This is a genomic window from Rhizobium sp. KNZ2-6A (genome assembly GCF_056755475.1).
Window position 1 is genome coordinate 62389 of the sequence record NZ_JBNDIC010000013.1, and the last position, 25382, is coordinate 87770.

At 60.3% G+C, this 25382-nt stretch carries 25 protein-coding genes; 20 read left to right on the plus strand and 5 right to left on the minus strand.

Annotated features, from left to right (window positions below; translation table 11 throughout):
• The first annotated feature begins 56 nt into the window (after positions 1–56).
• The 7 genes from ACPYOP_RS11585 to ACPYOP_RS11615 all read left to right on the plus strand — a co-directional run bounded on the left by ACPYOP_RS11585 (position 57) and on the right by ACPYOP_RS11615 (position 7986).
• Positions 57–2768, plus strand: coding sequence for a DUF4118 domain-containing protein (locus ACPYOP_RS11585; RefSeq protein WP_481410532.1), 2712 nt, complete (start codon positions 57–59; stop codon positions 2766–2768).
• A complete protein-coding gene (locus ACPYOP_RS11590; RefSeq protein ID WP_481410533.1) occupies positions 2765–3457 on the plus strand; it encodes a response regulator in 693 nt (230 codons plus the stop codon). The genes ACPYOP_RS11585 and ACPYOP_RS11590 overlap by 4 nt, the downstream gene beginning before the upstream one ends.
• A 99-nt stretch (positions 3458–3556) precedes the next feature.
• Positions 3557–4012, plus strand: a complete 456-nt coding sequence (locus ACPYOP_RS11595; protein ID WP_481410534.1) for a PTS sugar transporter subunit IIA — start codon at positions 3557–3559, stop codon at positions 4010–4012.
• Between the two features lie 161 nt (positions 4013–4173).
• Positions 4174–5202 carry a sulfate ABC transporter substrate-binding protein gene (locus tag ACPYOP_RS11600; protein ID WP_481410535.1) on the plus strand — a complete coding sequence of 343 codons (1029 nt, stop codon included), beginning with the start codon at positions 4174–4176 and terminating at the stop codon, positions 5200–5202.
• Positions 5203–5208: 6 nt separating this feature from the next.
• Complete coding sequence (cysT, locus tag ACPYOP_RS11605; protein ID WP_481410536.1) at positions 5209–6066, plus strand: sulfate ABC transporter permease subunit CysT; 858 nt, start codon at positions 5209–5211, stop codon at positions 6064–6066.
• On the plus strand, positions 6056–6928 hold the full coding sequence (gene cysW, locus ACPYOP_RS11610) for a sulfate ABC transporter permease subunit CysW (RefSeq protein ID WP_481410537.1): 873 nt from the start codon (positions 6056–6058) through the stop codon (positions 6926–6928). Before cysT ends, cysW begins: the two co-directional genes overlap by 11 nt.
• A gap of 11 nt (positions 6929–6939) precedes the next feature.
• Complete coding sequence (locus ACPYOP_RS11615; RefSeq protein ID WP_481410538.1) at positions 6940–7986, plus strand: sulfate/molybdate ABC transporter ATP-binding protein; 1047 nt, start codon at positions 6940–6942, stop codon at positions 7984–7986.
• A 98-nt stretch (positions 7987–8084) separates the two neighbouring features.
• Here the strand turns inward: ACPYOP_RS11615 and ACPYOP_RS11620 are convergent, their stop codons facing one another.
• From ACPYOP_RS11620 to ACPYOP_RS11630, 3 genes are all read right to left on the minus strand, one after another.
• Complete coding sequence (locus ACPYOP_RS11620; protein WP_481410539.1) at positions 8085–8882, minus strand: NAD-dependent epimerase/dehydratase family protein; 798 nt, start codon at positions 8880–8882, stop codon at positions 8085–8087.
• A gap of 205 nt (positions 8883–9087) precedes the next feature.
• On the minus strand, positions 9088–9927 hold the full coding sequence (locus tag ACPYOP_RS11625) for an endonuclease/exonuclease/phosphatase family protein (protein ID WP_481410540.1): 840 nt from the start codon (positions 9925–9927) through the stop codon (positions 9088–9090).
• A gap of 124 nt (positions 9928–10051) precedes the next feature.
• On the minus strand, positions 10052–11515 hold the full coding sequence (locus ACPYOP_RS11630) for a phospholipase D-like domain-containing protein (RefSeq protein ID WP_481410541.1): 1464 nt from the start codon (positions 11513–11515) through the stop codon (positions 10052–10054).
• 349 nt (positions 11516–11864) lie between these two features.
• On the opposite strand from ACPYOP_RS11630, the gene ACPYOP_RS11635 reads away from it, so the two are divergent.
• The 5 genes from ACPYOP_RS11635 to ACPYOP_RS11655 all read left to right on the plus strand — a co-directional run bounded on the left by ACPYOP_RS11635 (position 11865) and on the right by ACPYOP_RS11655 (position 14454).
• Positions 11865–12137 carry a DUF2934 domain-containing protein gene (locus ACPYOP_RS11635; protein ID WP_481410605.1) on the plus strand — a complete coding sequence of 91 codons (273 nt, stop codon included), beginning with the start codon at positions 11865–11867 and terminating at the stop codon, positions 12135–12137.
• A 270-nt stretch (positions 12138–12407) separates the two neighbouring features.
• Positions 12408–12602 carry a hypothetical protein gene (locus ACPYOP_RS11640; protein ID WP_481410542.1) on the plus strand — a complete coding sequence of 65 codons (195 nt, stop codon included), beginning with the start codon at positions 12408–12410 and terminating at the stop codon, positions 12600–12602.
• 39 nt (positions 12603–12641) lie between these two features.
• Complete coding sequence (locus ACPYOP_RS11645) at positions 12642–12953, plus strand: plasmid stabilization protein (protein ID WP_481410543.1); 312 nt, start codon at positions 12642–12644, stop codon at positions 12951–12953.
• 193 nt (positions 12954–13146) lie between these two features.
• Positions 13147–13884 carry a glutathione S-transferase gene (locus tag ACPYOP_RS11650; RefSeq protein WP_481410544.1) on the plus strand — a complete coding sequence of 246 codons (738 nt, stop codon included), beginning with the start codon at positions 13147–13149 and terminating at the stop codon, positions 13882–13884.
• A gap of 3 nt (positions 13885–13887) precedes the next feature.
• Entirely contained in the window at positions 13888–14454 is a 567-nt protein-coding gene (locus ACPYOP_RS11655; RefSeq protein ID WP_481410545.1) for a methyltransferase family protein, read from the plus strand.
• Between the two features lie 2 nt (positions 14455–14456).
• On the opposite strand, the gene ligD is transcribed toward ACPYOP_RS11655, so the two are convergent.
• Complete coding sequence (gene ligD / locus ACPYOP_RS11660) at positions 14457–15344, minus strand: non-homologous end-joining DNA ligase (RefSeq protein WP_481410546.1); 888 nt, start codon at positions 15342–15344, stop codon at positions 14457–14459.
• A 91-nt stretch (positions 15345–15435) separates the two neighbouring features.
• Positions 15436–16230 (minus strand): SDR family NAD(P)-dependent oxidoreductase, encoded by a 795-nt coding sequence (locus ACPYOP_RS11665; RefSeq protein WP_481410547.1) that lies wholly within the window; start codon positions 16228–16230, stop codon positions 15436–15438.
• 385 nt (positions 16231–16615) lie between these two features.
• On the opposite strand from ACPYOP_RS11665, the gene ACPYOP_RS11670 reads away from it, so the two are divergent.
• The 8 genes from ACPYOP_RS11670 to ACPYOP_RS11705 all read left to right on the plus strand — a co-directional run bounded on the left by ACPYOP_RS11670 (position 16616) and on the right by ACPYOP_RS11705 (position 25312).
• Positions 16616–17011, plus strand: coding sequence for a RidA family protein (locus ACPYOP_RS11670; RefSeq protein WP_168840331.1), 396 nt, complete (start codon positions 16616–16618; stop codon positions 17009–17011).
• Between the two features lie 441 nt (positions 17012–17452).
• The gene (locus ACPYOP_RS11675) at positions 17453–19138 is read left to right on the plus strand and encodes an ABC transporter substrate-binding protein (protein WP_481410548.1); all 1686 of its coding nucleotides are present in this window, start codon (positions 17453–17455) and stop codon (positions 19136–19138) included.
• A 22-nt stretch (positions 19139–19160) separates the two neighbouring features.
• Positions 19161–20144: an ABC transporter permease gene (locus tag ACPYOP_RS11680; protein ID WP_481410549.1), complete on the plus strand. Its 984-nt coding sequence runs from the start codon at positions 19161–19163 to the stop codon at positions 20142–20144.
• Positions 20141–21043 carry an ABC transporter permease gene (locus ACPYOP_RS11685; RefSeq protein WP_481410550.1) on the plus strand — a complete coding sequence of 301 codons (903 nt, stop codon included), beginning with the start codon at positions 20141–20143 and terminating at the stop codon, positions 21041–21043. The genes ACPYOP_RS11680 and ACPYOP_RS11685 overlap by 4 nt, the downstream gene beginning before the upstream one ends.
• On the plus strand, positions 21040–21855 hold the full coding sequence (locus ACPYOP_RS11690; protein ID WP_481410551.1) for an ABC transporter ATP-binding protein: 816 nt from the start codon (positions 21040–21042) through the stop codon (positions 21853–21855). The genes ACPYOP_RS11685 and ACPYOP_RS11690 overlap by 4 nt, the downstream gene beginning before the upstream one ends.
• Positions 21852–22778 carry an ABC transporter ATP-binding protein gene (locus tag ACPYOP_RS11695; RefSeq protein WP_481410552.1) on the plus strand — a complete coding sequence of 309 codons (927 nt, stop codon included), beginning with the start codon at positions 21852–21854 and terminating at the stop codon, positions 22776–22778. Before ACPYOP_RS11690 ends, ACPYOP_RS11695 begins: the two co-directional genes overlap by 4 nt.
• A gap of 13 nt (positions 22779–22791) precedes the next feature.
• The gene (locus tag ACPYOP_RS11700) at positions 22792–23262 is read left to right on the plus strand and encodes a GNAT family N-acetyltransferase (RefSeq protein ID WP_481410553.1); all 471 of its coding nucleotides are present in this window, start codon (positions 22792–22794) and stop codon (positions 23260–23262) included.
• A gap of 22 nt (positions 23263–23284) precedes the next feature.
• Positions 23285–25312: a beta-N-acetylhexosaminidase gene (locus ACPYOP_RS11705; protein ID WP_481410554.1), complete on the plus strand. Its 2028-nt coding sequence runs from the start codon at positions 23285–23287 to the stop codon at positions 25310–25312.
• Positions 25313–25382 lie beyond the last annotated feature (70 nt).

A 25382-nucleotide genomic window follows, 5' to 3' on the forward strand; every position in this document is an offset into this window, starting at 1 on the left:
GAAGAGGTTGAGGCGGTTAGTGCCGTCTCAACCTTATCAGGAAAGACGACCCGCGAATGGCAGATGAAAGCCGCGACATGTTGAGCAGGCCTTCCCCCGATGCGCTTCTCGAAAAGGCGCGGGCAGAGACACGCGGACGGTTGAAGGTTTTCCTGGGTGCGGCGCCCGGTGTCGGCAAGACCTACGAGATGCTGATGTCCGGTAGGGCGAAGATAGCCGACGGTGTCGATGTCGTCGTCGGCGTGGTCGAGACGCACGGCCGCCGCGAGACGCAGGCCTTGCTCGACGGGTTCGAGATCATTCCGCGCATCAATGTCGATTACAAGGGGCGCGCGCTCGAGGAAATGGATCTCGACGCGATCTTGAAGCGCCGTCCCGAACTGGTGCTCGTCGACGAACTTGCCCACACCAATGCGCATGGCAGCCGGCATCCGAAGCGCTATCTCGACGTCAAGGAGCTTCTCGAGCGCGGGATCGACGTCTACACGACGCTGAATATCCAGCATGTCGAAAGCCTGAACGACGTCGTCTCCCAGATCACCCGCATCCGTGTGCGCGAGACCGTGCCCGATTCCATCATCGATCTTGCCGACGATGTCGAGATCATCGACTTGACGCCGGACGATCTCATCAAGCGGCTGCATGACGGCAAGGTCTATGTGTCGAAGACGGCCGAGCGGGCACTGACCAACTATTTCACGCCCGGCAACCTGACTGCGCTTCGCGAACTGGCGCTGCGGCGGACCGCACAGCGCGTCGACGACCAGCTCCTGACCCATATGCAGGCGCATGCGATCCCCGGTCCTTGGGCTGCCGGCGAGCGTGTTCTCGTCTCCATCGATCATCATCCGCGCTCAGCATCGCTTGTCCGCTATGCCGCACGCATGGCGTCGCGCCTACGCGCCCCCTGGGCTGCCGTCTATGTCGAAACCAACCGCTCGATCGGTCTGACGGAGGTGCAGCGCGACACGATTGCCGCAACGCTCAGGCTTGCCGAACAGCTCGGCGGCGAGGCAATTACCCTTCCGGGCCGCGAGGTGGCGGAGGAACTGCTTCGCCATTCGGCGAGCAATAATGTGACCCACATCGTCATCGGTTCGCCGAAGATTGGTTCCTGGCGCGATTGGTCCCGCCGTTCGGTTTCCTATGATCTCATCCGCAAGGCCGGAGACATCAGCGTCCACGTCATTTCCGGCAGCGAAGCGGATGGTCAGGCGGCTAGCCGCGGCGTCAAGGTCGCGCCTTCGCCTCCGCCCTTTCAGCTGCGCGGCTATATTCTGGCAACGCTCTATGTCGCCATCGCGCTCGGTTTCTGCGTCATCCTCGATCAGGTGCTGGATGTGCGAAACCTGGCGCTCGTCTTCCTGATGGCGGTGCTGGCGAGCGCGGTCACGCAAGGCCTGCGTCCGGCACTTTATTCCTGTTTTCTCGGCGCGCTCGCCTTCAATTTCTTCTTCCTGCCGCCGCGCTATACGCTGACGATCAGCGATCCGGAAAGCGTGCTCGCCTTCTTCTTTTTCTTGGGCGTCGCGGTGATCGCCAGCAATCTGACCGCGACGGTGCAACGACAGGCGGTGGCGGCGCGGCAGCGGGCGCGAACGACCGAGGATCTCTATCTCTTCTCCAAAAAGCTCGCCGGCACCGGCACGCTCGACGATGTTCTTTGGGCAACGGCCTTTCAACTGGCCTCGATGCTGAAGCTGCGGGTCGTGCTGCTTCTGCCGGAGCATGGCACGATCGCCGTCAGGGCCGGCTATCCGCCTGACGATACGCTCGATGATGCCGATATCGCCGCGGCGCGCTGGGCCTGGGAGCACAATCATGCAGCGGGCCGCGGCGCCGATACCTTGCCCGGTGCCAAGCGCCTTTACGTTCCGCTCCGCACAGGCCGAACCGCCGTTGGCGTCATCGGCTTGGACAGCGATCGTCGCGATGGCCCGCTTCTGACGCCCGAGCAGCAGCGGCTGCTCGATGCCCTGGCCGATCAGGCAGCGCTTGCCATCGAGCGGGTGCAGCTGGTGGCCGATGTCGACCGTGCGAAGTTGGCCGTGGAGGCGGATCGGCTGCGCTCCGCGTTGCTGACATCCATTTCCCATGACCTGAAGACGCCGCTTGCCGCCATCCTCGGTGCGGCGGGAACCTTGCGCGATTATCTGGAGACGTTGCCGAACGAGGACCGGGTCGATCTCCTGTCGACCGTCATCGATGAATCCGAACGCCTCAACCGTTTCATCGCCAATCTGCTCGATATGACCAAGATCGAGTCCGGTGCCATGGAGCCGAATTATGCGCTGCATTATGGCGGCGATATCGTCGGCAGCGCGTTGCGGCGGGCCGAAAAAATCCTGGCTCATCACCGCCTCGACGTGCAGATGCCCGTCGATCTGCCGATGGTGAAGGTCGATCCGGTCCTGTTCGAGCAGGTGCTCTTCAACCTGCTCGACAACGCCGCCAAATACGCACCGGAAGGATCGGCCATCCGCCTCGAGGCCTGGGCCGATATCGACAATATCGTCTTCAGGGTCATGGACGAAGGTTTGGGCATTCCGCCTGCCGACCTCGAACGCGTCTTCGATACGTTCTACCGCGTGCGCAAGGGCGATCAGGTGCGTGCCGGAACCGGCCTTGGCCTTTCCATCTGCCGCGGTTTCATCGAGGCGATGGGGGGCACGATTGCCGCTGGCAACAGAACGGATCGGCAAGGGGCTGTCTTCACCATCCGCCTGCCGAAACCAACAGATGTCCCGAAGCTGGATGACCTGAAATGAACACCACTGCCGTCAAGATTCTCGTCGTCGACGACGAGCCGCCGATCCGCAAATTGCTGCGCGTCGGTCTCGGTGCCCAGGGCTATGTCGTCAACGAGGCGCAGAGCGCCGCGTCGGCTCAGGCATCGGTCGCCGAGGATCAACCGGATCTGATCGTGCTCGATCTCGGCTTGCCCGACAAATCCGGCCAGGATCTGCTTTTGGAATGGCGCGAGGATGGCGTGCAGATCCCGGTCGTCATTCTGTCGAGTCGCACGGACGAGGCGGGTATTGTCAAGGCGCTCGAAAGCGGCGCCGATGATTACGTGACCAAGCCTTTCGGCGTCAATGAACTTGCCGCCCGCATTCGCGTGGCACTACGCCATCGCCTGCAGCAGCAGGGCGAAAAAGCAATATTCCAGACCGGCGGCCTCTCCATCGATCTCGTCAAGCGCATCGTCAAGGTGGATGGCAAGGAAATCAAGCTGTCGCCGAAGGAATACGATATCCTGCGCGTGCTTGCCCAGCATGCCGGCAAGGTGCTGACGCATCAGTTCCTGCTGAAGCAGATCTGGGGGCCGGCGGCCGATGTCCAGTACCTGCGCGTCTATGTCCGCCAGCTCCGGCAGAAGATCGAGGAGATTCCCGATCAGCCGCACTATATCACTACCGAGACGGGCGTCGGCTATCGCCTGCGCGAGCCGGATTGATGATGTCGTCAGTACCTCTATTCCGTTGTCGAGGTGTTTTCACCTCGATCTCGCAACGATGACAATCGAACGACCGATTGCTCGACCCTGAGTGCGACCATGGACCTTTCCACGATCATTCTTCCCGAACACGTTTTTGTCGGATTGGCGGCGCCGACCAAATGGCGGGCGCTGCAGATGCTGTCATTGAAGGCGGCCAGTTGCTTCGGCCTGGATGAGGCAATGGTTCTGCGGGTGCTGGAGGCTCGCGAGAGGCTGGGCACCACAGGCATCGGCAATGGCGTTGCCGTTCCGCATGCCGCCATTGCCGGCATGACCAGACCGCGTGGATTGATGGTGCGCTTTGCCCATGCCGTCGATTTCGAGGCTATAGACGATATCCCGACGGAATGGGCATTCGTGCTGCTTTTCGGTGAGGGCGGCCGGAGCGACTATCTGAACGTACTTGCCGCGATCGCTAGGCGGCTGCGGACGGAAGGCGTGCTGACGGCAATGCGGCAGGCCAAGAGCGCCGACGAGCTCTATTCGGTCTTTATGTCCGACTCCATCGCCTGAGGACGCTTGGATGGCGCGCTGTTTCCTGTTCGGGAATGTGATTTCACTTTTTGAGATTCTATGGGATGCTGTTCTCCGGAGTTACCTAAAACGGGAACGGTCTTCGTTACTTTATACGACCAAGTTGGTAGGGTTTAAGGACAAACGAAGGGGGTGCATCCATGCAGACGATAAAGCTTTCCCGGCTTCTCGCCACAGCAGTTCTGATCGGCAGTTTTTCGGTCGCGGCCGTCGCGCCGACCTGGGCGGCGGATAAGACGTTTCTCAATGTTTCCTACGATCCGACGCGTGAATTGTATAAGGATTTCAACGCGGCTTTTGCTTCCAAGTGGAAGAAGGATACGGGCGAAACCATCAACATCAAGGCTTCGCATGGCGGTTCCGGCGCGCAGGCCCGTTCGGTCATCGACGGTCTCGACGCCGATGTCGTGACGCTGGCGCTTGAAGGCGATATCGACGCGATCGCCAAGGCGACGCACAAGATCCCGGCCGACTGGAAGACCAAGTTCCCGAACAATTCCGTTCCCTACACCTCGACCATTGTTTTCCTGGTGCGCAAGGGCAATCCCAAGGGCATCAAGGACTGGGCGGATCTGGTCAAGGACGGCGTCGAAGTCATCACGCCGAACCCGAAGACGTCGGGTGGTGCCCGCTGGAATATCCTGGCGGCCTGGGCCTGGGCCAAGCAGGCCAATGGTGGCGATGATGCCAAGGCGCAGGACTATGTCGCGCAGCTCCTGAAGCATGTCCCGGTTCTCGATACCGGTGCGCGCGGCGCGACGACGACCTTCGTGCAGCGTGGCCTCGGTGATGTTCTGCTCGCCTGGGAAAATGAAGCCTATCTCTCGCTCGATGAGCTCGGTCCCGACAAATTCGAGATCGTGACACCTTCCGTCTCGATCCGCGCCGATCCGCCGGTTGCCATCGTCGATGGCAATGTCGACACCAAGGGCACGCGCAAGGTCGCGGAAGCCTATCTCAACTATCTGTACTCGGATGAAGGTCAGAAGATCGCCGCCAAGCACTATTACCGGCCGATCAAGCCGGAAGCGGCCGATCCCAAGGACGTCGCGCGTTTCCCGACCCTGAAACTGGCAACCATTGACGATTTCGGCGGATGGTCTAAAGCTCAGCCGAAATTCTTCGCTGACGGGGGCGTCTTCGATCAGATCTACAAGCCGGGACAATAAGACTGAATGCATTCTATAACCCGCAAACGGTGGCGGTTACGGCAGCCGAGCGTCATTCCGGGCTTCGGATTGGCGCTCGGCGTTACCTTGGCTTGGCTCATCTTCATCGTTCTCATTCCGTTGTCGGGATTGCTGTGGAAGAGCAGTTTTCTCGGCTGGGAAAAATTCTGGGCCTTGGCTCTCGATACGCGTACGCTCTATGCGCTGCGCATGAGCTTTGGCGGCGCTTTCATCGCCGCGCTCGTCAATGCCGTGCTTGGGCTCATCCTCGCCTGGGTGCTGGTGCGTTATCGCTTTCCGGGCAAACGCATCCTCGATGCCATGGTCGATCTGCCATTCGCCTTGCCGACGGCGGTGGCCGGCATTGCCTTGACGACGCTCTATGCGCCGAATGGCTGGATCGGCCAGTTCCTGACACCGCTCGGCATCAAGATCGCCTTTACCCCGGTCGGCATCGTCATCGCACTGATTTTCGTCGGCCTGCCCTTCGTCGTTCGCACGGCGCAGCCCGTCATGGAGGAGATCGACCGTGAGGTCGAGGAGGCGGCGGCAACCCTTGGGGCGAACCGCTTTCAGACGATCACGCGCGTACTGCTGCCGGGCCTGGCGCCTGCGGCGCTGACCGGCTTTGCTCTGGCCTTTGCACGCGCGGCCGGCGAGTACGGATCGGTCATCTTCATCGCCGGAAACAGACCCTATGTCTCGGAAATCGCACCGCTGCTCATCGTCATTCGCCTGGAGGAATATAATTATGCCGCGGCGACGGCGATCGCGACGCTGATGCTGTTCATTTCCTTCACCATGCTTTTGATCATCAATCTCATCCAGTCGTGGAGCAGAAGGAGATATGGCTATGGCGCATGATCTTTCTGCCCCTGTCGAAACGGGTCATTCCGTCATCACCGAAAGCCGGGTCGCGCGCATCATCTTCATATTGATTTCGCTCGTCTTTCTGACGTTGATGGTGCTCCTGCCTCTGGCCGCCGTCTTCGTCGAGGCTTTCCGTAAAGGGGTCGAGACCTTCTTTGGGGCTCTGGTCGACGAGGAGACCTTCGCGGCCATCCGGCTCACCTTGATCGTTGCGGGCATCAGCGTGCCGCTGAACCTTGTCTGCGGCATCGCCGCCGCATGGGCGATCGCCAAGTTCGAATTCAAGGGCAAGGCCTTCCTGACGACGCTGATCGATCTGCCGTTTTCCGTTTCTCCGGTTATATCGGGCCTGGTCTTCGTGCTGTTGTTCAGTTCGAACAGCACGCTCGGCCCCTGGCTGCAGAGCCATGGCATACAGATCCTGTTTGCCGTGCCGGGGCTCGTGCTGGCGACGATGTTCGTCACCTTTCCTTTCGTTGCGCGCGAACTGATCCCGCTGATGCAGGAGCAGGGCACCGCGGATGAGGAGGCGGCACTCTCGCTCGGCGCCAACGGCTGGCAGACCTTTTGGTATGTCACGCTGCCGAACATCAAATGGGGCCTGCTTTACGGCGTGCTGCTCTGCAATGCCCGCGCCATGGGGGAGTTCGGAGCCGTTTCGGTCGTTTCGGGTCACATCCGCGGCGAAACCAACACCATGCCGCTGCAGGTCGAGATTCTCTATAACGAATATAATTTCTCGGGGGCATTCGCGGTTGCCACGCTTCTCGCCCTGCTTGCCCTTGTCACACTTATACTGAAGACGCTGCTGGAAATGCGCTATAGCGAAGAGATCGCAGCCAGCCGGCGTCACTGAAGGAATTCTTGATGGAAGTTCGCGTTCAAAACCTGCGCAAGGAATTCGGTCGCTTTCCCGCATTGCATGATGTGTCCCTGGATATCCGCTCGAGCGAGCTGATTGCGCTTCTTGGCCCATCGGGCTCCGGCAAGACGACGCTGCTGCGCCTGATTGCCGGATTGGAAACCCCGACGGAGGGGCAGATCTTCTTCGGCGACGAGGATGCATCGCGAAAGACGGTGCAGCAGCGCAATATCGGCTTCGTGTTTCAGCACTACGCGCTGTTTCGGCACATGACTGTGATTGATAATATTTCTTTCGGCCTGAAAGTCCGCTCTGCATCGCGTCGCCCGCCGCGCGATGAAATTCGCCGGCGTGCCGTGGAGCTGTTGGAGTTGGTGCAGCTGAACGGGCTGGAGAAGCGCTATCCGGCCCAGCTTTCCGGCGGTCAGCGCCAGCGCGTGGCACTGGCGCGCGCCATGGCGGTCGAGCCGAACGTTTTGCTTCTGGACGAGCCCTTCGGCGCTCTCGACGCGCAGGTCCGCAAGGACTTGCGCAAGTGGCTGCGGGAAATCCATGACCGGACCGGCCATACCACCGTGTTCGTGACCCATGACCAGGAAGAGGCGCTGGAGCTCGCCGACCGCGTGGTCGTGCTCAACAAGGGTGCAATCGAGCAGGTCGGAACGCCGGACGAGATTTACGACACGCCGAATTCTCCTTTCGTCTATAGCTTCATCGGCCAATCCAATCGCCTGAAGGTGCGCATCACCAGCGGTGAGGTCTGGTTCGATGACAAACCGCTCGGACTCAGCACGCCGCACGAGCCCGATGGCGAAGCCCATCTGTATTTCCGCCCCCACGACATCGAGTTGCGTGACGGGGATGGCGGCGCGATCGCGGGCCTGCTCGTTGCCAGCAGGCGTGTGGCAGGCACTCGTCATCTTGAGATCAATATCGGTGCAGAGCACGATCCTATCGAGATCGAACTGCCGCCGAACAAGGCGGATGCCTTGGATCGCAACCGCATCGCCTTCAGGCCGACACGCTGGAAGCTGTTTCGCAACGGCGACTAAAGCAGTTCAGCTTTTCTCGGAATCTCCGAGCCGCTCCATCTCGTAGTTCTCCAGCAATTCCAGGAAACCGCAGCGCATTTCCTGGAATTGCCTGAGGATCAGTCCTCGGGATGGGCGGCCGAGGCGAAGCCACCGCCCTGGTAGATGACGGTCGGATCGGTGGGATCCTCCGGGGGCGCTTTCGACAGGATTTCGGCCCGCCAAGGTGCTGCGCTATCGCGTGGCTTCCAGCCGAGGAAGGCAGCGTTACCGTTGTCCCACCATTGTTCGTCATTGTCGGAGGCGCCGTAGACGATCGTGTGCCCGAGCCTGGGGGCGTCGAAAGCGCAGCCGCAAAGGGAGAGAAAATCCCTGATGCTGAACCAGGTGGCGAGCATGCGCGTATTGCGCGGTTCGGGGAAGCAGGAGCCTATGCGCACCGAGAGTGTTTCCTGGCCGAATTTGTCAAAGTAGAGGCTCGCGACCGCTTCGCCGAACACCTTGGACACACCATAGAGCGAATCCGGCCGGGTCGGCACCTTGTTGTCGATCCGCTCGTCCCGGCGATAGAAGCCGATCGTGTGGTTGGAGCTCGCAAAGACGATGCGCGGTCTGCCGGCGGCGCGCGCCGCCTCGTAGAGATTGTAGAGACCGACGATATTGCCCTGCAGGATCAGGTCGAAGGGCTTCTCCACCGAGATGCCGCCAAGATGGATGATGCCGTCGACACCCTTAACCATGGCGTCGACGCCGTCGCGATCGGCAAGGTCGCAGGCAACGAAACGCTCGTTCGGATGCAGATCGGTTATCGGCGCCAGATCGGACAACACGACGCTCTCGGCGATTTGCGACAGAAGCGGCCTGATTGCCTGGCCGACGCCGCCTGCGGCGCCAGTCAGCAATAGAGTTTTCAGCATGATTGTCTCCGGGATCGGTCTTTTCGACGGACAGGGTATAAGATCATTTTCCGGCAGTCATCACCTATATATGCGAAGTCAATATGAAGCATATCGATGATGTCCAAAGCGCATCGCGATCTTTCGGATCGCTTCTCGCGCCTTAGATTTTGATTTTGCGCATGTCGTTGTCGCCGAGGTGCTGCACACTTTTGCGCGGCCCGTTTTAGGCGGTCTGCGACCGTGCCTCGGCTTCTCTCTCTAGAGTTTCCAGGCTGATGACGGCTTTGATGGGCAGGTGATCGGAAGCAACGCGGGCCAGCGGCGAGTCATGCACCTCGACCGCCGAGATCATGCCGCGGCGGTTCGCCATGATACGATCGAGCGCCAGAAGCGGCAGCGTCGAGGGAAAGCTCGGAACAGCGGGAGGAAGCGGGCCGAAGGCGGCCTGGAAGGTGTTGAGCGATGAGCGGTCGCCCAGCCGCCACTCGTTGAGGTCGCCGAGCAGGATGGTCGGCACTTCGCCGCCGTCGCTCATCAGGTCGACGATCAGGCGGGTCTGCTGGGCTCGCGATCGGTGCAGCAGGCCGAGATGCGCGGCAATGATCCTGAGGCTTCCGCCGCGCGCCAGTTCCAGTTCGGCAATCAGGGCGCCGCGCGGCTCCAGCCCCGGCAGGCTTATCTGGTGCACGTCGCGCACCGTGCCCTGCTTGAAAAGAACGACATTGCCATGCCAGCCATGTGCCTTGGCAACGCCGGCGACGGGCACCGGGATAAGCCCGGTCTCGCGTTCGAGCCGGCGTAGATCGAGAATGCCCGTGCGTTCCCCGAAACGCGTATCGGCTTCCTGCAGGCCAATGACGTCGGCATCGATTTCATGAATGACCCGGCTCGTTCTCTCCGGATCGAACCGCCGGTCGGCGCCGACGCATTTATGGACATTGTAGGAGGCGATCAGCGTGCCCTCAGGGCGATCCGGCTTGCCGGTCGGCTTGGGGCGCGATTTCTTTCGGCTCTTCAGGCTTTCCAGAATGCTCTCACGGAGACTTTCTTTTTTCTTTTTCATCTATCCGTCGACCGTTCCTTGATCAGACCATGTCGGGCATATGCACGGGAGTATAAGAAGCGACGATTGGCCTTGTCATGTAAAAAGGCTGCGACAGGGGCAGATTGTCCGTGGGGCTCGACCGTCAGAGATAGGGCGAACCGAGCCAGAGAACCTTCTCGATGAGCCTGACGACAAAGGGCCGTGATCGGAGTCTTTCGAGATCGACCGGGCGCGCCGTTTCCAGGATCGCGCCGATATGGGCATCGATCGTGTCGGCAAAACCGCGATCGAGCACCTCGAGATCCACCTCGAAATTGAGCCGTAGGGAGCGGGGATCGAGATTGGAGGAGCCGACATAGGCCCAGACGCCATCAATCGCCAGCAGCTTGGAATGATTGAACGGGCCTTCGGCGCGCCAGATGCGGCAATAGTTCTTCAGCATCTGGTCGAACTGCGCCGTCATGGCGCGGTCGACAAGTACGAGATTGTTGGCAGTCGGCACGACGATGTCGACCTCGACGCCGCGCCGGGCTGCCGTGACCAGCGCGCTGATCAGCTCCCGATCCGGCAGGAAATAGGGCGACATGATGCGGATCGATTTATGCGCCACCGACAAGGCGCCGATGAGCATCTTGTGGTTGGTCTCGACGCTGCGGTCTGGACCGGAGGCGACCACCCGCATGAAGACCGGCGCTCCCGGCTCGTTGGAGGGCGCCGCAATCCGCCATTCCTGACCGCTCAGAACCTCGCCGGTCGTAAAGCGCCAGTCCTCGGCGGCCGTATTGAAAAGATCGGCAACCGCCGGGCCTGTCACGCAGAAATGCATGTCGCGGGCGCAATGGTCATGGGCGAATTCACGCGTGAATCCCTGGCGGATATTCATGCCGCCGGTAAAGGCGATCCGCCCGTCGATGCTTAGAATCTTGCGGTGGGTGCGCAGATTGGCGTAGGGCAGTCTGAGGCCCATGATGACATTGCCGTTGAAGACGTCGACATCGACGCCGCCCTGGCTGAGATAGCCCATGATGCTCGGCACCGAATAGCGGGCGCCGACGGCGTCGATCAGCACGCGCACGCCGACACCGCGTTTGGCGGCGGCGATCAGGGCATCGGCGATGCGCAGCCCGATCGGATCGCGATCGAAGATGTAGGTTTCCATCAGGATGCTGCGTTCGGCGCCGTCTATCGCTGCTTTCATCGCCGCATAGGCAGCATCGCCGCTGGTCAGCATTTCGACCGTGTTGCCGGTGCTCATCGTATAGCGGACGACGCGGTCGCCGAGTGTTTTCATCGAGCCGAAACGCTCGCCGAAAAGCCGCCGCACCTGGTCGTCTTCGGCATCGAAGCTGGAGAGTTCTCCATTCGCATCCTTGCGAAAGAGTGCGTCTCGCTGTGAACTGAGCGAGGCACGGCGGATGCGATTGATGCCCGCGAAAGCATAGAGCGCGGCGCCGATGATGGGCGACAGGATGACGACACCGACCCAGCCGATCGCCGCGCGAACATCCTCTTTGGTCATTGCCGCATGGATCGCGGCGGCTGCCCCCAACGCGATGGACAGGACAGCGAGAATTTGGCCCCAATGGGCATCCACCAGGTCGATCATGGCGCGAGTATATCTTTGCCCGCAAAAGCTGCAATGAGCGGGTTTGCGATCAAAGATCTTTGGTCGATTATGGTGCTAAAACTCATCGTATTAGATATTTTTAATTGAAGACCGTTGCTGCCGCCCTCATACTTAGGGTGCTTCGGCTGCTTCGCTACCGTCCCGCACGGTAACCTTGTTTCTTGTTTGAAGCGCCACTGCGGTTCGAGAGCCGAGACCGAAGAAAACGAGCCAGGCATTTTAAAGGTCATGGCGTTTTGGCTGCTCGGGGGAGGCGTGTAAGCCCGCGTTTCAAGAACGGGCATTGTTCATCAAAACCATGTTCAATGATGCGAACGGAGAACAGCAGATGTTGGAATCTCGGGATGAATGGATCAAGAAGCGCGCATATGCCATCTGGGAGGAGGAAGGTCATCCCTTGGGACGCGATATCGAACACTGGGAACGGGCGAGCGGTGAGCGCATCGCGCTCGACGAAAGTGTCGCGATCGCTGTTGAAGGCAAGGCTAAACTCAAGACAAAACGCAAGCAGGCGGTCGCCGCCGTAGCAGCCGCCGATGGGGTGATCGTCAAACCGGCGGTAAAGAAGGCTTCTAAGAAAACTTCAGTTGCAAAGGCGTAGGGTGCGCCAGTTTTAGTGGTATTGTCGAAGCGGGCGGTTCGTTGGAGACATCGAGCCGCCCCTCTTTTTGAGCTGCCGCAGCGAAATATTCGCAATAATTTCGGTCATTTGGATCCCAATCGCGAAATAGTTGTCACACATCGGTGCTACTGAGCGAGAAGGGAGCCATGCCATGAGCCGCAGCCGTATCGATGATCGGGAAATGACTGTTACGACGGTCGTCGCAGCATGCTGTCTTTTGCGTTTTGTCGGCAGCGCGGAGGCGATGAAGTGACGTCCCTTCTCGTGCTTGCGGCGCTCTATCTTCTGGCGGCACTGATCCTCATTCTGATCATCGACCGTTCCGTCGGCATGTTTTTCCCGGCGTCGGCCAAGCGCCGGGTGACGCCGCAGCGTGGTCGACGCTTGTGGCCATTATCGGCCGATCGCAACTCTCCCGGCCGCGTATCGGAACCTTTTCTGTGACGACGTGTTGGTCTTTCTTTCATAGTGAGGAGAAAGACCATGCCCCGAGGAGACAAATCCGCCTATAGCGACAAGCAGAAGCGCAAGGCCGAGCATATCGAGGAAGGCTATGAAGACCGCGGCGTTTCTCACGGAGAGGCGGAACGGCGCGCCTGGGCGACGGTGAACAAGGAAAGCGGTGGCGGCAAAAAATCCGGCTCGGGCCGCGGCCATCCGGAAAGTCATGAATCTTCCGAAAAGGGCGGCAAGATCGGCGGCCGCGCCGCCGCAAAACGGCCGGCTTCCGAGCGCTCCGCCTCCGCAAAGAAAGCGGCCGCGACACGGAAGCGTCATGAACAGCGAGCGCATTGATAGGCTGCGTGTGAGGGCTGAACTCTGTGGTTGGCGCGCGTTAAACTGGTGATGTGACGTCATTTCATCGGGTTGTGATCTCAACGCCCCTTCCGTTCGGAAAGGCCGGCGCTAGATTTCTGCGCGAGGCTTGCCAGTGCTTTACGCCGGCCGTCTCTGGTGGCCGTCTTCAATTCTCGGGAGGGAAAGCCGAATGCCTTATGAACTCTACTATTGGGACGGCATCCAGGGACGTGGCGAATTCGTCCGGCTGGCACTGGAGCAGGCTGGTGCCGACTATGTCGATATCTGCCGTGGTCAGGCCAGCGAAGGGCAGGGAATGCCGGCCATGCTGGCGATCATGGAAAATGGTGTGGAATCCGGCATCCCGTTTGCTCCGCCGTTTCTCAAGGACGGCGACCTCCTCATTCCGCATGTGGCGAATATCCTGATGTATCTCGGTCCGAAACTTGGCCTCGCGCCAAAGGACGAAGGACAGCGCCATGTGTTGAATGGCCTGCAGTTGACGATCACCGATTTCGTCGCCGAAGTACACGATACGCATCATCCGATCGCCGTTTCGAAATATTACGAAGACCAGAGAAAAGAGGCCAAGGCTCGCACCGCCGAATTCATCGACAATCGTATTCCGAAGTTCCTGGGATATTTCGAGCAGGTGCTGCGGCAAAACCCGGATGGACCGAACCATATCTTCGGCAGGAGCCTGACCTATGTCGATCTCTCGCTCTTCCAGATCCATGAGGGATTGCGCTATGCTTTTCCACGTGCGACCGCCCGTCTCGGCCACCGCTATCCGCGTTTGATGGTGCTACATGACGCTGTCATGAAACTGCCTAATATTGCTCGCTATCTTCAATCCGATCGCCGCATCCCCTTCAATGAGGACGGCATTTTCCGGCACTATCCGGAGCTGGATAAAGATATGGCGTGAGCGATGCTCCTCTATCAATTCATTCCCGCATGCTGGATCATCTGGCTGCTGATCTGGCTCTTTGCATCCTTCGGCGCCAAGAAAACCGTGCGGCAGGAAGACCCGTTGTCGCGGCTCGGCAATACCGCGCCGATCTGGATCGGCGCTTTCCTTTTGGCGGCCAATCCCTCGTGGCTGGGGCCTTTGCAGTTTCGTCTCATCCCGCGGGATCTGACGTTCTATACGATCGGTGCGGTTTTGACGGTCACCGGACTGCTCTTCGCCGTATGGGCCCGTTACCACATCGGCCGCAACTGGAGCGGCGTCATTACGCTCAAGGAAGATCACGCGCTCATCCGGTCCGGCCCCTATGCGCTTGTCCGCCATCCGATCTATTCCGGTCTAATGCTTGCCATCGTCGGCACGGCAATTGCACGTGGCGATATCGCCGCCGTTCTTGCGATCGTCGCGATGCTCTATGCCGTGTTGCGTCGCGTATCCATCGAGGAAAGCTGGATGAGCGAGACTTTCGGTTCGGCTTATGCCGATTACAAGGCCAGCACGCCGGCACTGGTCCCGTTTCTTCTATAGCGTCAGACTTTGAGCGGCGATGCTGCCGCGAAAAAGTCGGCCCAGGGATCGGCGCTCGATTGGTTCAAACGTGAGGCTGCGTTTCCGAGGGTGAAGGAAGCCGGGCCGATCTTGCCGTCCAATTCCTCCCAACTGATCGGCATGGAAACCGCGGCACCATTTCTTGCGCGCGTCGAATAGGGGGCAACGGCGGTATTGCCGCGGCCGTTGCGCAGGTAGTCGATAAAGATATGGCCGGTGCGCTTCGCCTTGCTGGCGACCGACAAATATGCCTCCGGGCTATCGGCGCTCATCGCATGCGCCATCGTCTCGGCTGCCTCCTTGACCTGCTGCCAGTTCGCCTGCGGCTTGAGGGATGCGACGACATGCAGGCCCTTGCCGCCCGAGGTTTTGAGGAATGAAGTCAATCCCTGGGCGGAAAAGCGCTCCTTTATTTCCTTCGCCGCGGCGGTGACCTTGCCCCAGGCGACGTCTTCGCCCGGATCGAGATCCATGATGATCATGTCGGGCTTTTCCCAGTGATCAGTGGTCGTGCCCCAGGGGTGAATTTCCAGCGCCGCGGATTGAACGAGAGCAGCCAGGCCATCGAAATCTTCGATCTTCAGAAGCTTTGCGGCATCCTTGTCTTCAGGATCGGCAATCTCCTCGATATGCCGATTAATGCCTTTCCAGGCATGTTTCTGGAAGAATCGCGGCCCGTCGATACCATCAGGACAACGCAGCAGCGCCAGCGGGCGATCGACGACGAAAGGGGCCATGCGCCGCCAGGCCAACGCATAGTAATCGAGAAGATCCTGCTTGCTGACCCCGTCATCGGGCCAATAGACCCGCTCTGGGTGCGTCAGTTCGACTGAGGTCTTGATGTCGTCTTGAAGGGGCGTCTTTGCCATCTCGCACGCGCTCCATTTTCTGCGGCGAGAAAACCGCCGCGCCGGACAAGCCTAGCATTGCCCGGCGTGTAAAGTCGACCAGCCGCCATTGTCACGGCATGAGCTGGCCGCCATTGACCTCGACGACCTGGCCGGTGATGTAGCCAGAGAGCGTTGCCGAGGCGAGGAACAGATAGGCACCGACGCAATCCTCGGGTGTGCCGACGAAGCCCATTGGGATCGTCTTGCGTTGAATTTCCATCTGCTCGTCGTTGGTATAGCGCTCATGGAAGGGCGTCGCGATCACGCCGGGTGCCACCGCATTGACGCGGATCTTGTCGTTGACGAATTCCTTGGCGTGGCCGTGGGTGATCGTCGAGACGAACCCTTTTGAGGCCGCATAGAGGATCGCGCCATTGCCGCCACCATTGCGCGCGGCGATCGAGGTCGTGTTGATGATGAAGCCGCCCTGTCGCTTGAGATAGGGGTGGGCCGCGCGGGTCGCCGCGAGCACGGAGCGGGCGTTGAGATTCATCACCCGGTCATAATGTTCATCCGTCATATCGACGGTGGGAAGCCGCCCCAGCATGCCGCCGGCATTGTTGACCAGCCCATCGAGGCCACCCAACGCTTCGGCCGCTTCCTTGACGACGCGTTCGGTCTCGCCATCTTGCGAGACGTCGCCCTGGATCAGATGGACCACGCCGCCGCTGGCCTTGATCTCGGCCGCCAGCTTTTCCGCCGGTTCGCGGCTCGCATTGAAATGAAGGCCGACCTTCATGCCCTGCGCGGCAAAGGCCAATGCGACGGCAGCGCCGATACCGGTCGAAGCACCGGTGATCAGCACCCGTTTTCCAGCCAGATCGGGGATGCGAATAGACGCAAGCAATTGTGCGAGTTCTGCCATGACAACTCCTGCTCAATGTCAATCAATCATATGACGAAATATGCTCTGTCTTATCAGGCACAGAGGCGGAAAGGCAATCGCGCCAGGGACTGACAAAAGGACGCGATATGCTCTTTGGATCGCATTTCCGGTTCGCCAGCTTTCATCCCTGGATTCGATGACATTGAGCTTTCTGCCATAACATTTTGAAATAACTTAAACTTCTGAGACCAGTGAATTTCATGTTTTAGTTGAACCAGGTTTGGATGACCGGGAATACCCACTGAACGACACGAAACGATCTGGCGTGGCAGCACCGCGGTGGATAATGAAGGCACCAAGGAGTCGGCCGCTCCTCACGATGATGAGGCAATGGCGCCGACAACAAAGAGAGACCGAAGATATCATGAGCAAGAACACGCTGATCCGTTTCGATGTTGCTGACAATCAGGCCGGCGGCCAGCGTCGCCCCTTCGCCAAGGCCGTCCGCGCCGGCGATTTCGTCTATGTGTCGGGCCAAGTGCCGACCATCAACGGTGAAATCGTCGTCGGCAATGTCGTGACGCAGACTGAACAGGTCATCGCCAATATCAAGGATGTTCTTGCTCTTGCCGATTGCACGCTCGAACATGTCGTGAAGGTCAATGTCTGGCTGGACGATGCCCGCGATTTCTCGAGCTTCAATGCGGTGTTCGAGAAGCATTTCATCGATCACCCGCCAGCGCGCTCAACCGTTCAGTCGCCGATGATGGTCGACGTCAAGGTCGAGATGGATGTCGTGGCTTACAAGCCGCTCGACTGAGCGGAAATTGCTTGACGGTTTCGATCGCGGTCAGCGCTGCGCTTGCATCGCGATCGGCATATCCGGCTGTTCCATCCGCCTTGCGGTGGGGCCGCTTGATACTGATTTCCAACGCGCCTGATTTTCGCGCTCGTGCTGCCGGCTCCGCATGTGCCGGCACAAGTGGCGGTTTCATCGCCGTTGCTGGCTGCGTTTGCGGCGCTATCACCGGTATACGGCTTCAGCGCCTGTCCTCGCCCATCCATTGCAGACGGCCGGCGGCGAAGCTTCGCCGATTTCCCAAATCCCATTGTTTGAGATCGCCGCCCTTCGGCGGCAATCTCCCATCGCGTCCAATCCATCCCTGTTGATTTCCAATCAGCGATTGACGAGTCTCAAAACTCAAGATTAAATCAATTTGATTGACTACTCGAAGATAACGAGAGGGAACGAGAAATGGGAATGAGAAAAAGAACACTGCGCAATCTCTTGTGCCGGACACCTTGGGCAGCGGCGGCACTGGGCGCCTCGCTGGCATTCGGTTCCGGCATCGCCTCGGCAGCTGAAACCGTGCTGACGATGCATATCGAGGAACAGACCAGCTGGGTCAGCAACTTCAATCCGTTCGATCTGGCCGGACGCCGCCAGAGCACGATGGATTTCATCTATGAGCCGCTGGTCATCTTCAACGCCAATGACGGCGGCAAGCCGGTCTGGCGTCTGGCGACCAGCTACAAGTTCTCGGATGATCTGTTGTCGATCACCTATGATCTCCGTCCCGGCGTGAAGTGGTCGGACGGCCAGCCGCTGACTTCGGCCGACGTGAAATATACGATCGACCTGATGCTGAAGAACCCGGCCGTCGATACGGTTGGCGTTGGCCAAACGGTTGCTTCCGTCGAGGCGCCTTCGCCGACGCAGGTGAAGATCAACCTCAAGGCCGTAAATTCCCAGTTCCCCGAATCCCTGGCTGATCTTGCCGTCGTACCGGAGCATATCTGGAAGGACGTGACCGACCCGGTCGCTTTCAAGAACGACAAGCCCGTCGGCTCCGGTCCGATGACCGAGGTTCGCCGCTTTACGCCGCAGGTCTATGAGCAGTGCCGCAATCCGAACTACTGGGACGCGGCGTCGCTGCATGTCGATTGCCTGCGCCTGCCGCAGATCTCGGGCAACGACCAGATGCTGGCGCTGCTGCCGGAAGGCACCGTCGATTGGATCGGCTCGTTCCTGCCGCAGATCGACAAGACCTTCGTCGCGCTCGACCCGCAGCACAATGGTTACTGGCAGCCGCCAGCGGAAACCGTTGCCTTCGAAATGAACTTCAAATCTTCGAGTGTCGGTAATTTCGAGGCATTCAAGGATCTCAACTTCCGCCATGCGTTCAGTCTGGCGATGGACCGCAAATCGATGGTCGATATTGCCGGCTTCGGCTATCCGGTCGTCAACCTGCATGCCAGCGGGCTGCCACCGCGTTTCGAATCCTGGCGCGATAAGGCCGCCGAAGGCGACAAGGACGCCTTTATGGGCTTCGACACCGACAAGGCAAACAAGATCCTCGACGATGCCGGCTACAAGAAGGGCGCCGATGGTTTCCGCACGACGCCGAGCGGCAAGCCGATCACCTTCCCGATCATCGTGCCGAACGGCTGGACCGATTGGATCGACGCGGTGCAGATCGCCGTCGAAGGGCTGCGCGCTGCGGGCATCAATGCTTCCGTCGCCACGCCCGAATACGAGCAGTGGCGCAAGCAGCTCCTCGACGGCAGCTTCGATGTCGTCATGAACTCGCGCGCCGATAGTGCCACGCCGTTCCAGGGCTATTATCAAAGCCTGTCGACGGCCTATGCCGGCAAGCTCACCGTCGCTGCGGCCCGTTATTCCAACCCGAAGCTCGATGCGCTCTTCGATCAGTATCTGAAGTCGTCTTCCGATGATGATCACAAGAAAATCTTCAATGATATTCAGCTTGTCATCGCCGATGATTTTCCGGTCGTTCCCGTCTTCAACGGCCCGACCTGGTACCAGTATTCGAGCAAGCGTTTCACCGGTTGGGTCACGGACAAGGATCCGGTGATGAACCCGGAAAACCACGATAACAACCGCATGCGTCTCATGCATCTTCTGCGTCTGAAGCCGGTCCAATAAGGCCACAGCGAAGGAAGCAGAGATGCGTGTTTCAAGCCGGCGCCTCGGCGTCTATGCGGTGGCGTTGGCCTTCGCGATCGTCGTGAACTTCATTCTTCCCCGGCTTATGCCGGGGAGCCCCGTCGACGCCATGGTCGCTCAGCTCGGACCGCGAGCCACACCCGCAGCCGTGGAGGCGATCAAGGCCCGCTTCGGCGAGATCGATCAGCCGATCATGATGCAGTTCCTCGACTATCTCGAAGGGCTCGCCACTTTCGATCTTGGCGTTTCGGTCAAATATTATCCGCAGACAGTGGTCCAGGTGCTGAGCCGGGCCACGCTGTGGACCCTGTTCCTTGTGGTAACGGCGATCATCTTTTCGCTATGCGTCGGCGTCGTGCTCGGCGCCATCGCGGCCTGGAGGCGCGGCGGGCGGTTCGATACGGTCGTATCGCCCTTTGCCGTCATCCTGTTCTCGATACCGCCTGTCATCGTTGCGCTCACCACCCTGTTCGTCTTCGCCGTGTCGCTGCGCTGGTTCCCGGTAGGATACGCCTACGATCCCAACCTCGATCCGGGCTTCAATTTCACCTTCTTCGGCAGCGTATTCATGCACGCGATCCTGCCGGTTCTGACCTTGTCTCCGTTCCTGGTCGGCGAATTCCAGACGACGATGCGCTCGTCCATGATCGTCGTGCTCGGAGAGGATTACGTGACGATGGGGCGGGCCAAGGGGCTGAGCAACCTCGCCGTCATGTTCGGTTATGGTGCCCGCAACGCGCTTCTGCCGGTTCTCACCAACCTGGCGCTGATGCTCGGCGCCGTCTTCGGCGGCTCGATCGTCACCGAAATCGTCTTCAACTATCCGGGTCTTGGTCTGACACTGTTTACCGCCAGCGTGGCGCGCGACTACCCCGTCATCCAAGGGCAATTGCTGCTGATGACGCTGGCAACCCTTGGCGCCAATTTCCTTGTCGACATCATCTACGGTCTCGTCGATCCGCGATTGAGGGAGGCAGGCCGATGAGCTTCTCGCTGCGATCCATTTTCAGCCAGAAAAAGGCGCTTGTCGGCTTCGTCATCGTTGCGGCGCTGTGCCTGATGGCGATCTTCGCTCCGGTTATCGCTCCGGGTGAACCTGGTGCTCGCGTCGGGCGGTCACACCAGCCGCCATCCGTCGAGCATGTCTTCGGCACCACAAAGATGGGCCGCGACGTCTATCGTCAGTTCGTCTGGGGGGCGAGAAGCTCGCTTTCCGTCGGCTTCGCGACGGGCATCGCGATTACCGTGCTCGGCACGGCCATCGGCCTGATCGCCGGCTATGCCGGCGGCAAGACTGACGCGGCGCTCGATCTTGCCACCAACGCCGTGCTGGTCATACCCAACATGCCGCTTCTCATCCTGCTCGCCTCCTTTGCGGGCACGGTCGGGCCGATGACGATCATGACCATCATCGCATTGACGTCCTGGCCGTGGGGTGCGCGCATGACGCGTTCGCAGACGATGGCGCTGCGCAATCGCGATTTCGTCACCGCCGCCAAGATGATCGGCGAGCCGGCCTGGCGCATCATCTTTGTCGAGATCCTGCCGAACCTGACGCCGCTCATCGGCATCAACCTGGTCGGCAGCATCATCTATGCGATCGTCGCCCAGACGACGCTCGAATATCTCGGCTTCGGCGATCCGCTGAAGGTCACCTGGGGCACCATGCTCTACAACGCCCAGAATGCCTCGGCCATCATGGTCGGCGCCTGGTGGGATATCGGCATGCCGGCCATCGGCATCGCGCTGACCGGCCTTGGCCTGGCGCTGATCAACTTCACTTTCGACGAAATCGCCAATCCGCAATTGCGTTCCGGTCCGGCCTTGACCCGCTGGTTCCGCCTGACGCGCGCCCGCAATCGCATGATGAGGTCAGGCCAATGAGCGGCAATCTGCTTGAGATCGAACACCTCAATATCGATTATCTGCTCGACAAGGGCGATTTTCGCGCCGTGAAGGACGTATCCTTCGATATCGGTCGCGGCGAGATCTTCGGTCTTGCCGGCGAATCCGGCTGCGGCAAGAGCACGATCGCCTATGCGATCACGCGCCTCTCCAAAGCGCCGGCCTGGATCAGTGGCGGAAGCATCCGGCTCGATGGGCAGGATCTTCTGAGGATGCCTGAGCGCGATCTTCAGAAGATCCGCTGGAGGCGCATCGGCATGGTGTTCCAGAGCGCCATGAATTCGCTCAATCCGCTGATGCGGGTGGAGGCGCAGTTCCACGATGTCCTGCATCGCCATACCGGGTGCTCGCGCCAGGAATCGCGCGCGCGTGCCGAAGAGATGTTCAAGCTGGTCGGCATCCCGCCACATCGCGTCAGCGATTACCCGCATCAGTTTTCCGGCGGCATGCGCCAACGCATCGTCATTGCCATCTGCCTGGCGCTGCGTCCCGAACTCATCATCATGGACGAACCGACGACGGCGCTCGATGTCGTCGTGCAGCGCGAAATCCTGGAACAGGTTCTCGATCTGCAGCAGACCTATGGCTTCTCGGTGCTTTTCATCACCCATGATCTGCATCTGATGGCGCAGCTTTGCCACCGTATCGGCGTCATGCTGAGGGGCGAGCTGGTCGAGGTCGGCGACGTCGCTCAGGTCAGCCAGTCGCCTGTTCACGAGTACACGCGCAAGCTCTGGAATGCCATCCCGCAGCTTCCAGCCAGCGCTCACCCTCCCGGAGTTTTCGCATGAAACCGCAGATACAGGCTGTGACTGCAGAACCCGTCATCCGGCTCGATGATATCCAGCGCCATTTCGGCACCGTGCACGCATTGAAAAGCGTTTCCTTTTCTCTGTTTGCGGGAAAGGCGTTGGCGTTGGTCGGCGAATCCGGCTGTGGCAAGACTACGTGTGCCCGCATCATCGCCCGGCTCGACAAGCCGACGGCCGGCAGGCTGCTCTTCCGCGGACAGGATCGAACCGCTCGCGGTTCTGGCAAGGAAGAGCGGATGTACCGCAAGGACGTCCAGATGGTCTTCCAGGATCCGTTTTCCTCGCTCAACCCGGCTTTCACGATCAATCATCACATCGCGAGACCGCTGCAACTGCATGGCGAGAACAAGCCGAAGGCCGAGTGGGCCGAAGATATAGCAAAGCTGCTTGAAAGCGTCGGGCTCGATCCTGCGGTAACGCGCCAGAAGTTTCCGCACGAACTGTCCGGCGGTCAGCGCCAGCGCGTCAATATCGCCCGCGCACTGGCCGTCGCGCCGAGCGTGCTGGTGGCGGACGAGCCGACTTCGATGCTCGACGTATCGATCCGCAAGGATATTCTTGACCTGCTGGCACGGGTAAAGCGGGAAAACGATCTCGCCATGCTCTACATCACCCATGATATCGCAACGGCTGCCCATGTTGCGGAGGAGATCGTGGTGATGTTTGCCGGCCAGATGGTCGAGTGGGGCGAGACCAATGCCGTCCTTGCCAACCCAAAGCATCCTTATACGCAGCTTCTGCTTTCGGCGGTACCGGATGGAGGGCGCAGATTCGTGACCGGCGGCAGTGCCCGCTTCCTCGAGCAGGCGGAGAAGGTCCGCGCGCTCACCCGACCGATCTCGACCGTGGTCGAGCAGATCGGTCCCAGTCATTTCATGCGTGCGCTCGTCGCATCGAACTAGAAGGATCTTGCCCTTGGATTACCTGGTCAATCTATCGACCCTGCCGGCCGACACGCAATCGCCTGAGCGTATGGCGAAGGCAGGCATCACCATCCGGCGCGCGCTGCCGCCGGAGCTGCGGCTGATCACCGGCTGGGTGGCTGAACATTTCAGCCAGGGCTGGGCGAGCGAGACGACGGTGGCGATGACGCGTCAGCCGCCGACATGCTTCATCGCCACGCGCAATCAGGAGTTTGTCGGCTTTGCCTGCCACGAGGCGACGGCGCGAGGTTTCTTCGGCCCGACCGGCGTCGATGAGAGCGTTCGCGGCCTCGGCATCGGCCGCGCGCTGCTCTTTGCCTGCCTCAACGATCAGAAGGCCATGGGCTACGCCTACACCGTCATCGGTGATGTCGGCCCATCGGAATTCTACGAGAAGACGGTCGGCGCAATACAGATCCCCAATTCCGCACCCGGCATCTATGCCGGCATGCTCAAACTTTGAACGATCCCTTCAGGAAGAGAGAATGCTCATGTCCACACCGCGATCCCTGTCTTTGCGGCTTGAAACCACCTGGAATCCGCCAGCCGAGGGCAAGGAATTTTCCTATGTCCTGCGGCTAAAGAACCTGTCGTCGGAACCGCTTTCGGGCTTCTCGCTCTGCGTCAGCGGCCCCGGTCGCGTCGACCCGGCCGGCGTCGTCGAAGGCGCGACAGTCACCAAGCGGCTTTCCAACTTCACCGAATTCCAGCCGCCGGAAGGCTTCATGCTGGCTGGTGGCGAGACATGGACCATCACGGTCCATGCCCTGAGCTGGCAATTTCGCCACTGGACCGACGGTGCCACAAGCGCCTATCTCGCGCTGCCGGATGGGACGGCGGCATCGCTCGCCGCTGAACCGACACGCACCTCGTCGAGCAATGCGCCGTTGAAGCGCGGTGCCGAGATTTATCCGGTGCCGGCTCATCCGCCGGTGCCGCTGTCGATCATCCCGTGGCCGAACCACGTTGCGGTTTCGTCGCGCCGTCCGCTGCCAGGGGGCTTTGCGCTCAAAGCGGATACGCCGGCGGCACAGGCGGCGGCTGAAAGCTTCACGGCTTTGGTCGAGCATCTCTTTGCAGCCGAGGGTCTCGTGCGTTCGGAAGCCGAAGGCGCCGTGCCGGTGGAGCTGCGGCCTGTCGAAGGCCTTAGCCCGGAAGCCTATAAGGTGACGTTCTCGCTGCAGACGATCACCGTCGAGGCAAGCGCCCAGACCGGCTTCGTCTATGGCCTCGTCACCCTCGGCCAGATCTGGCGCGGTGCGCGCCTGCATCCGCAGTCCTTCCATTTTCCGGCCGGCGGCGAGATCCTCGACGAGCCCGCCATGGGCTGGCGCGGGTTGCATCTCGATGTCTCCCGCCAGTTCTACGGTTCGGCCGAAATCAAGAAGCTGATGGCGGTTCTTGCCTGGAACAAGCTCAATCGCTTCCATTGGCACCTGTCGGACGACGAATCCTGGCGCGTCGAGATCGATGCCTATCCGGCCTTGACGGAGATCGGCGCATGGCGCGGGCACGGCCTACCCTTGCCGCCGCTTCTGGGCTCCAGCCCGGCTCGCACCGGCGGCTATTATACCAAGGCGGCCGTGCGCGAGATCGTCGCTTACGCCAAGGGCTTCGGCATCGAGATCCTGCCCGAGATCGACATGCCCGGCCATTGCTATGCCATGCAGCAGGCGATCCCCGAGCTTCGCGATCCGAACGAAGCCGGCAGCTATTATTCGGTTCAGGGTTTTCCGGACAACTGCATCAATCCGGCCCGCGAGAAGACCTACGAGGTGGTCGAGACCATCCTCTCCGAATTGATCGAACTCTTCCCGTTCAAGACCATCCATATCGGCGCCGATGAAGTGCCGCTCGGCGCCTGGTCGGGATCGCCGGAGGCGCTTGCCCGTCTACGCGAATTGGCCGGGGACGAGATTGCGGATGCGCATGCCAAGCGTTTGAACGTCATCACCAATACGCATGGTGCCGACGATATTCACGGTTCTGGCGCGGCGGTCCTGCAGGCCGAATTCCTGGAGCGCATCCAGGCGTTTCTTGCCTCGAAGGGCTGCATAACCGGCGGCTGGGAAGAGGCGGCGCACGGCGACAGGATCGACAAGGAGAAGAGCTATCTCTGCAGCTGGCGCAATGTCGAGGTGGCGGCCGAGCTCGCTGGACGTGGCTATGAGATCGTCGTCTGCCCGGGCCAGGTCTATTATCTCGACATGGCGATGCGCCCGGATTGGGACGAGCCGGGCGGCAGCTGGGCCGGCTATTCGGACGCGGAGAAGATCTACACCTTTGATCCGGTCGGCGGCTGGACGGATGCGCAGAAGGAAAAGCTTCGCGGTATCCAGGCCTGCATCTGGTCTGAGCCGATGACCGATCGTGCCGTCTTCGATCGTCTCGTCTTTCCGCGTCTTTCAGCATTGGCGGAAACCGCCTGGACGAAACCCTCGGCCAAATCCTGGGAGCGCTTCAAGGCGCTGGCCGGCACCATGCCGCTGCTCTACGGCCTGCATCAATTTTGACAGCTTGATGCATGGCCCTCAGGCGCGGCCCGGCGGGTCGCGCCTGAGCAAGGCTGCCAGAACGCAGGTC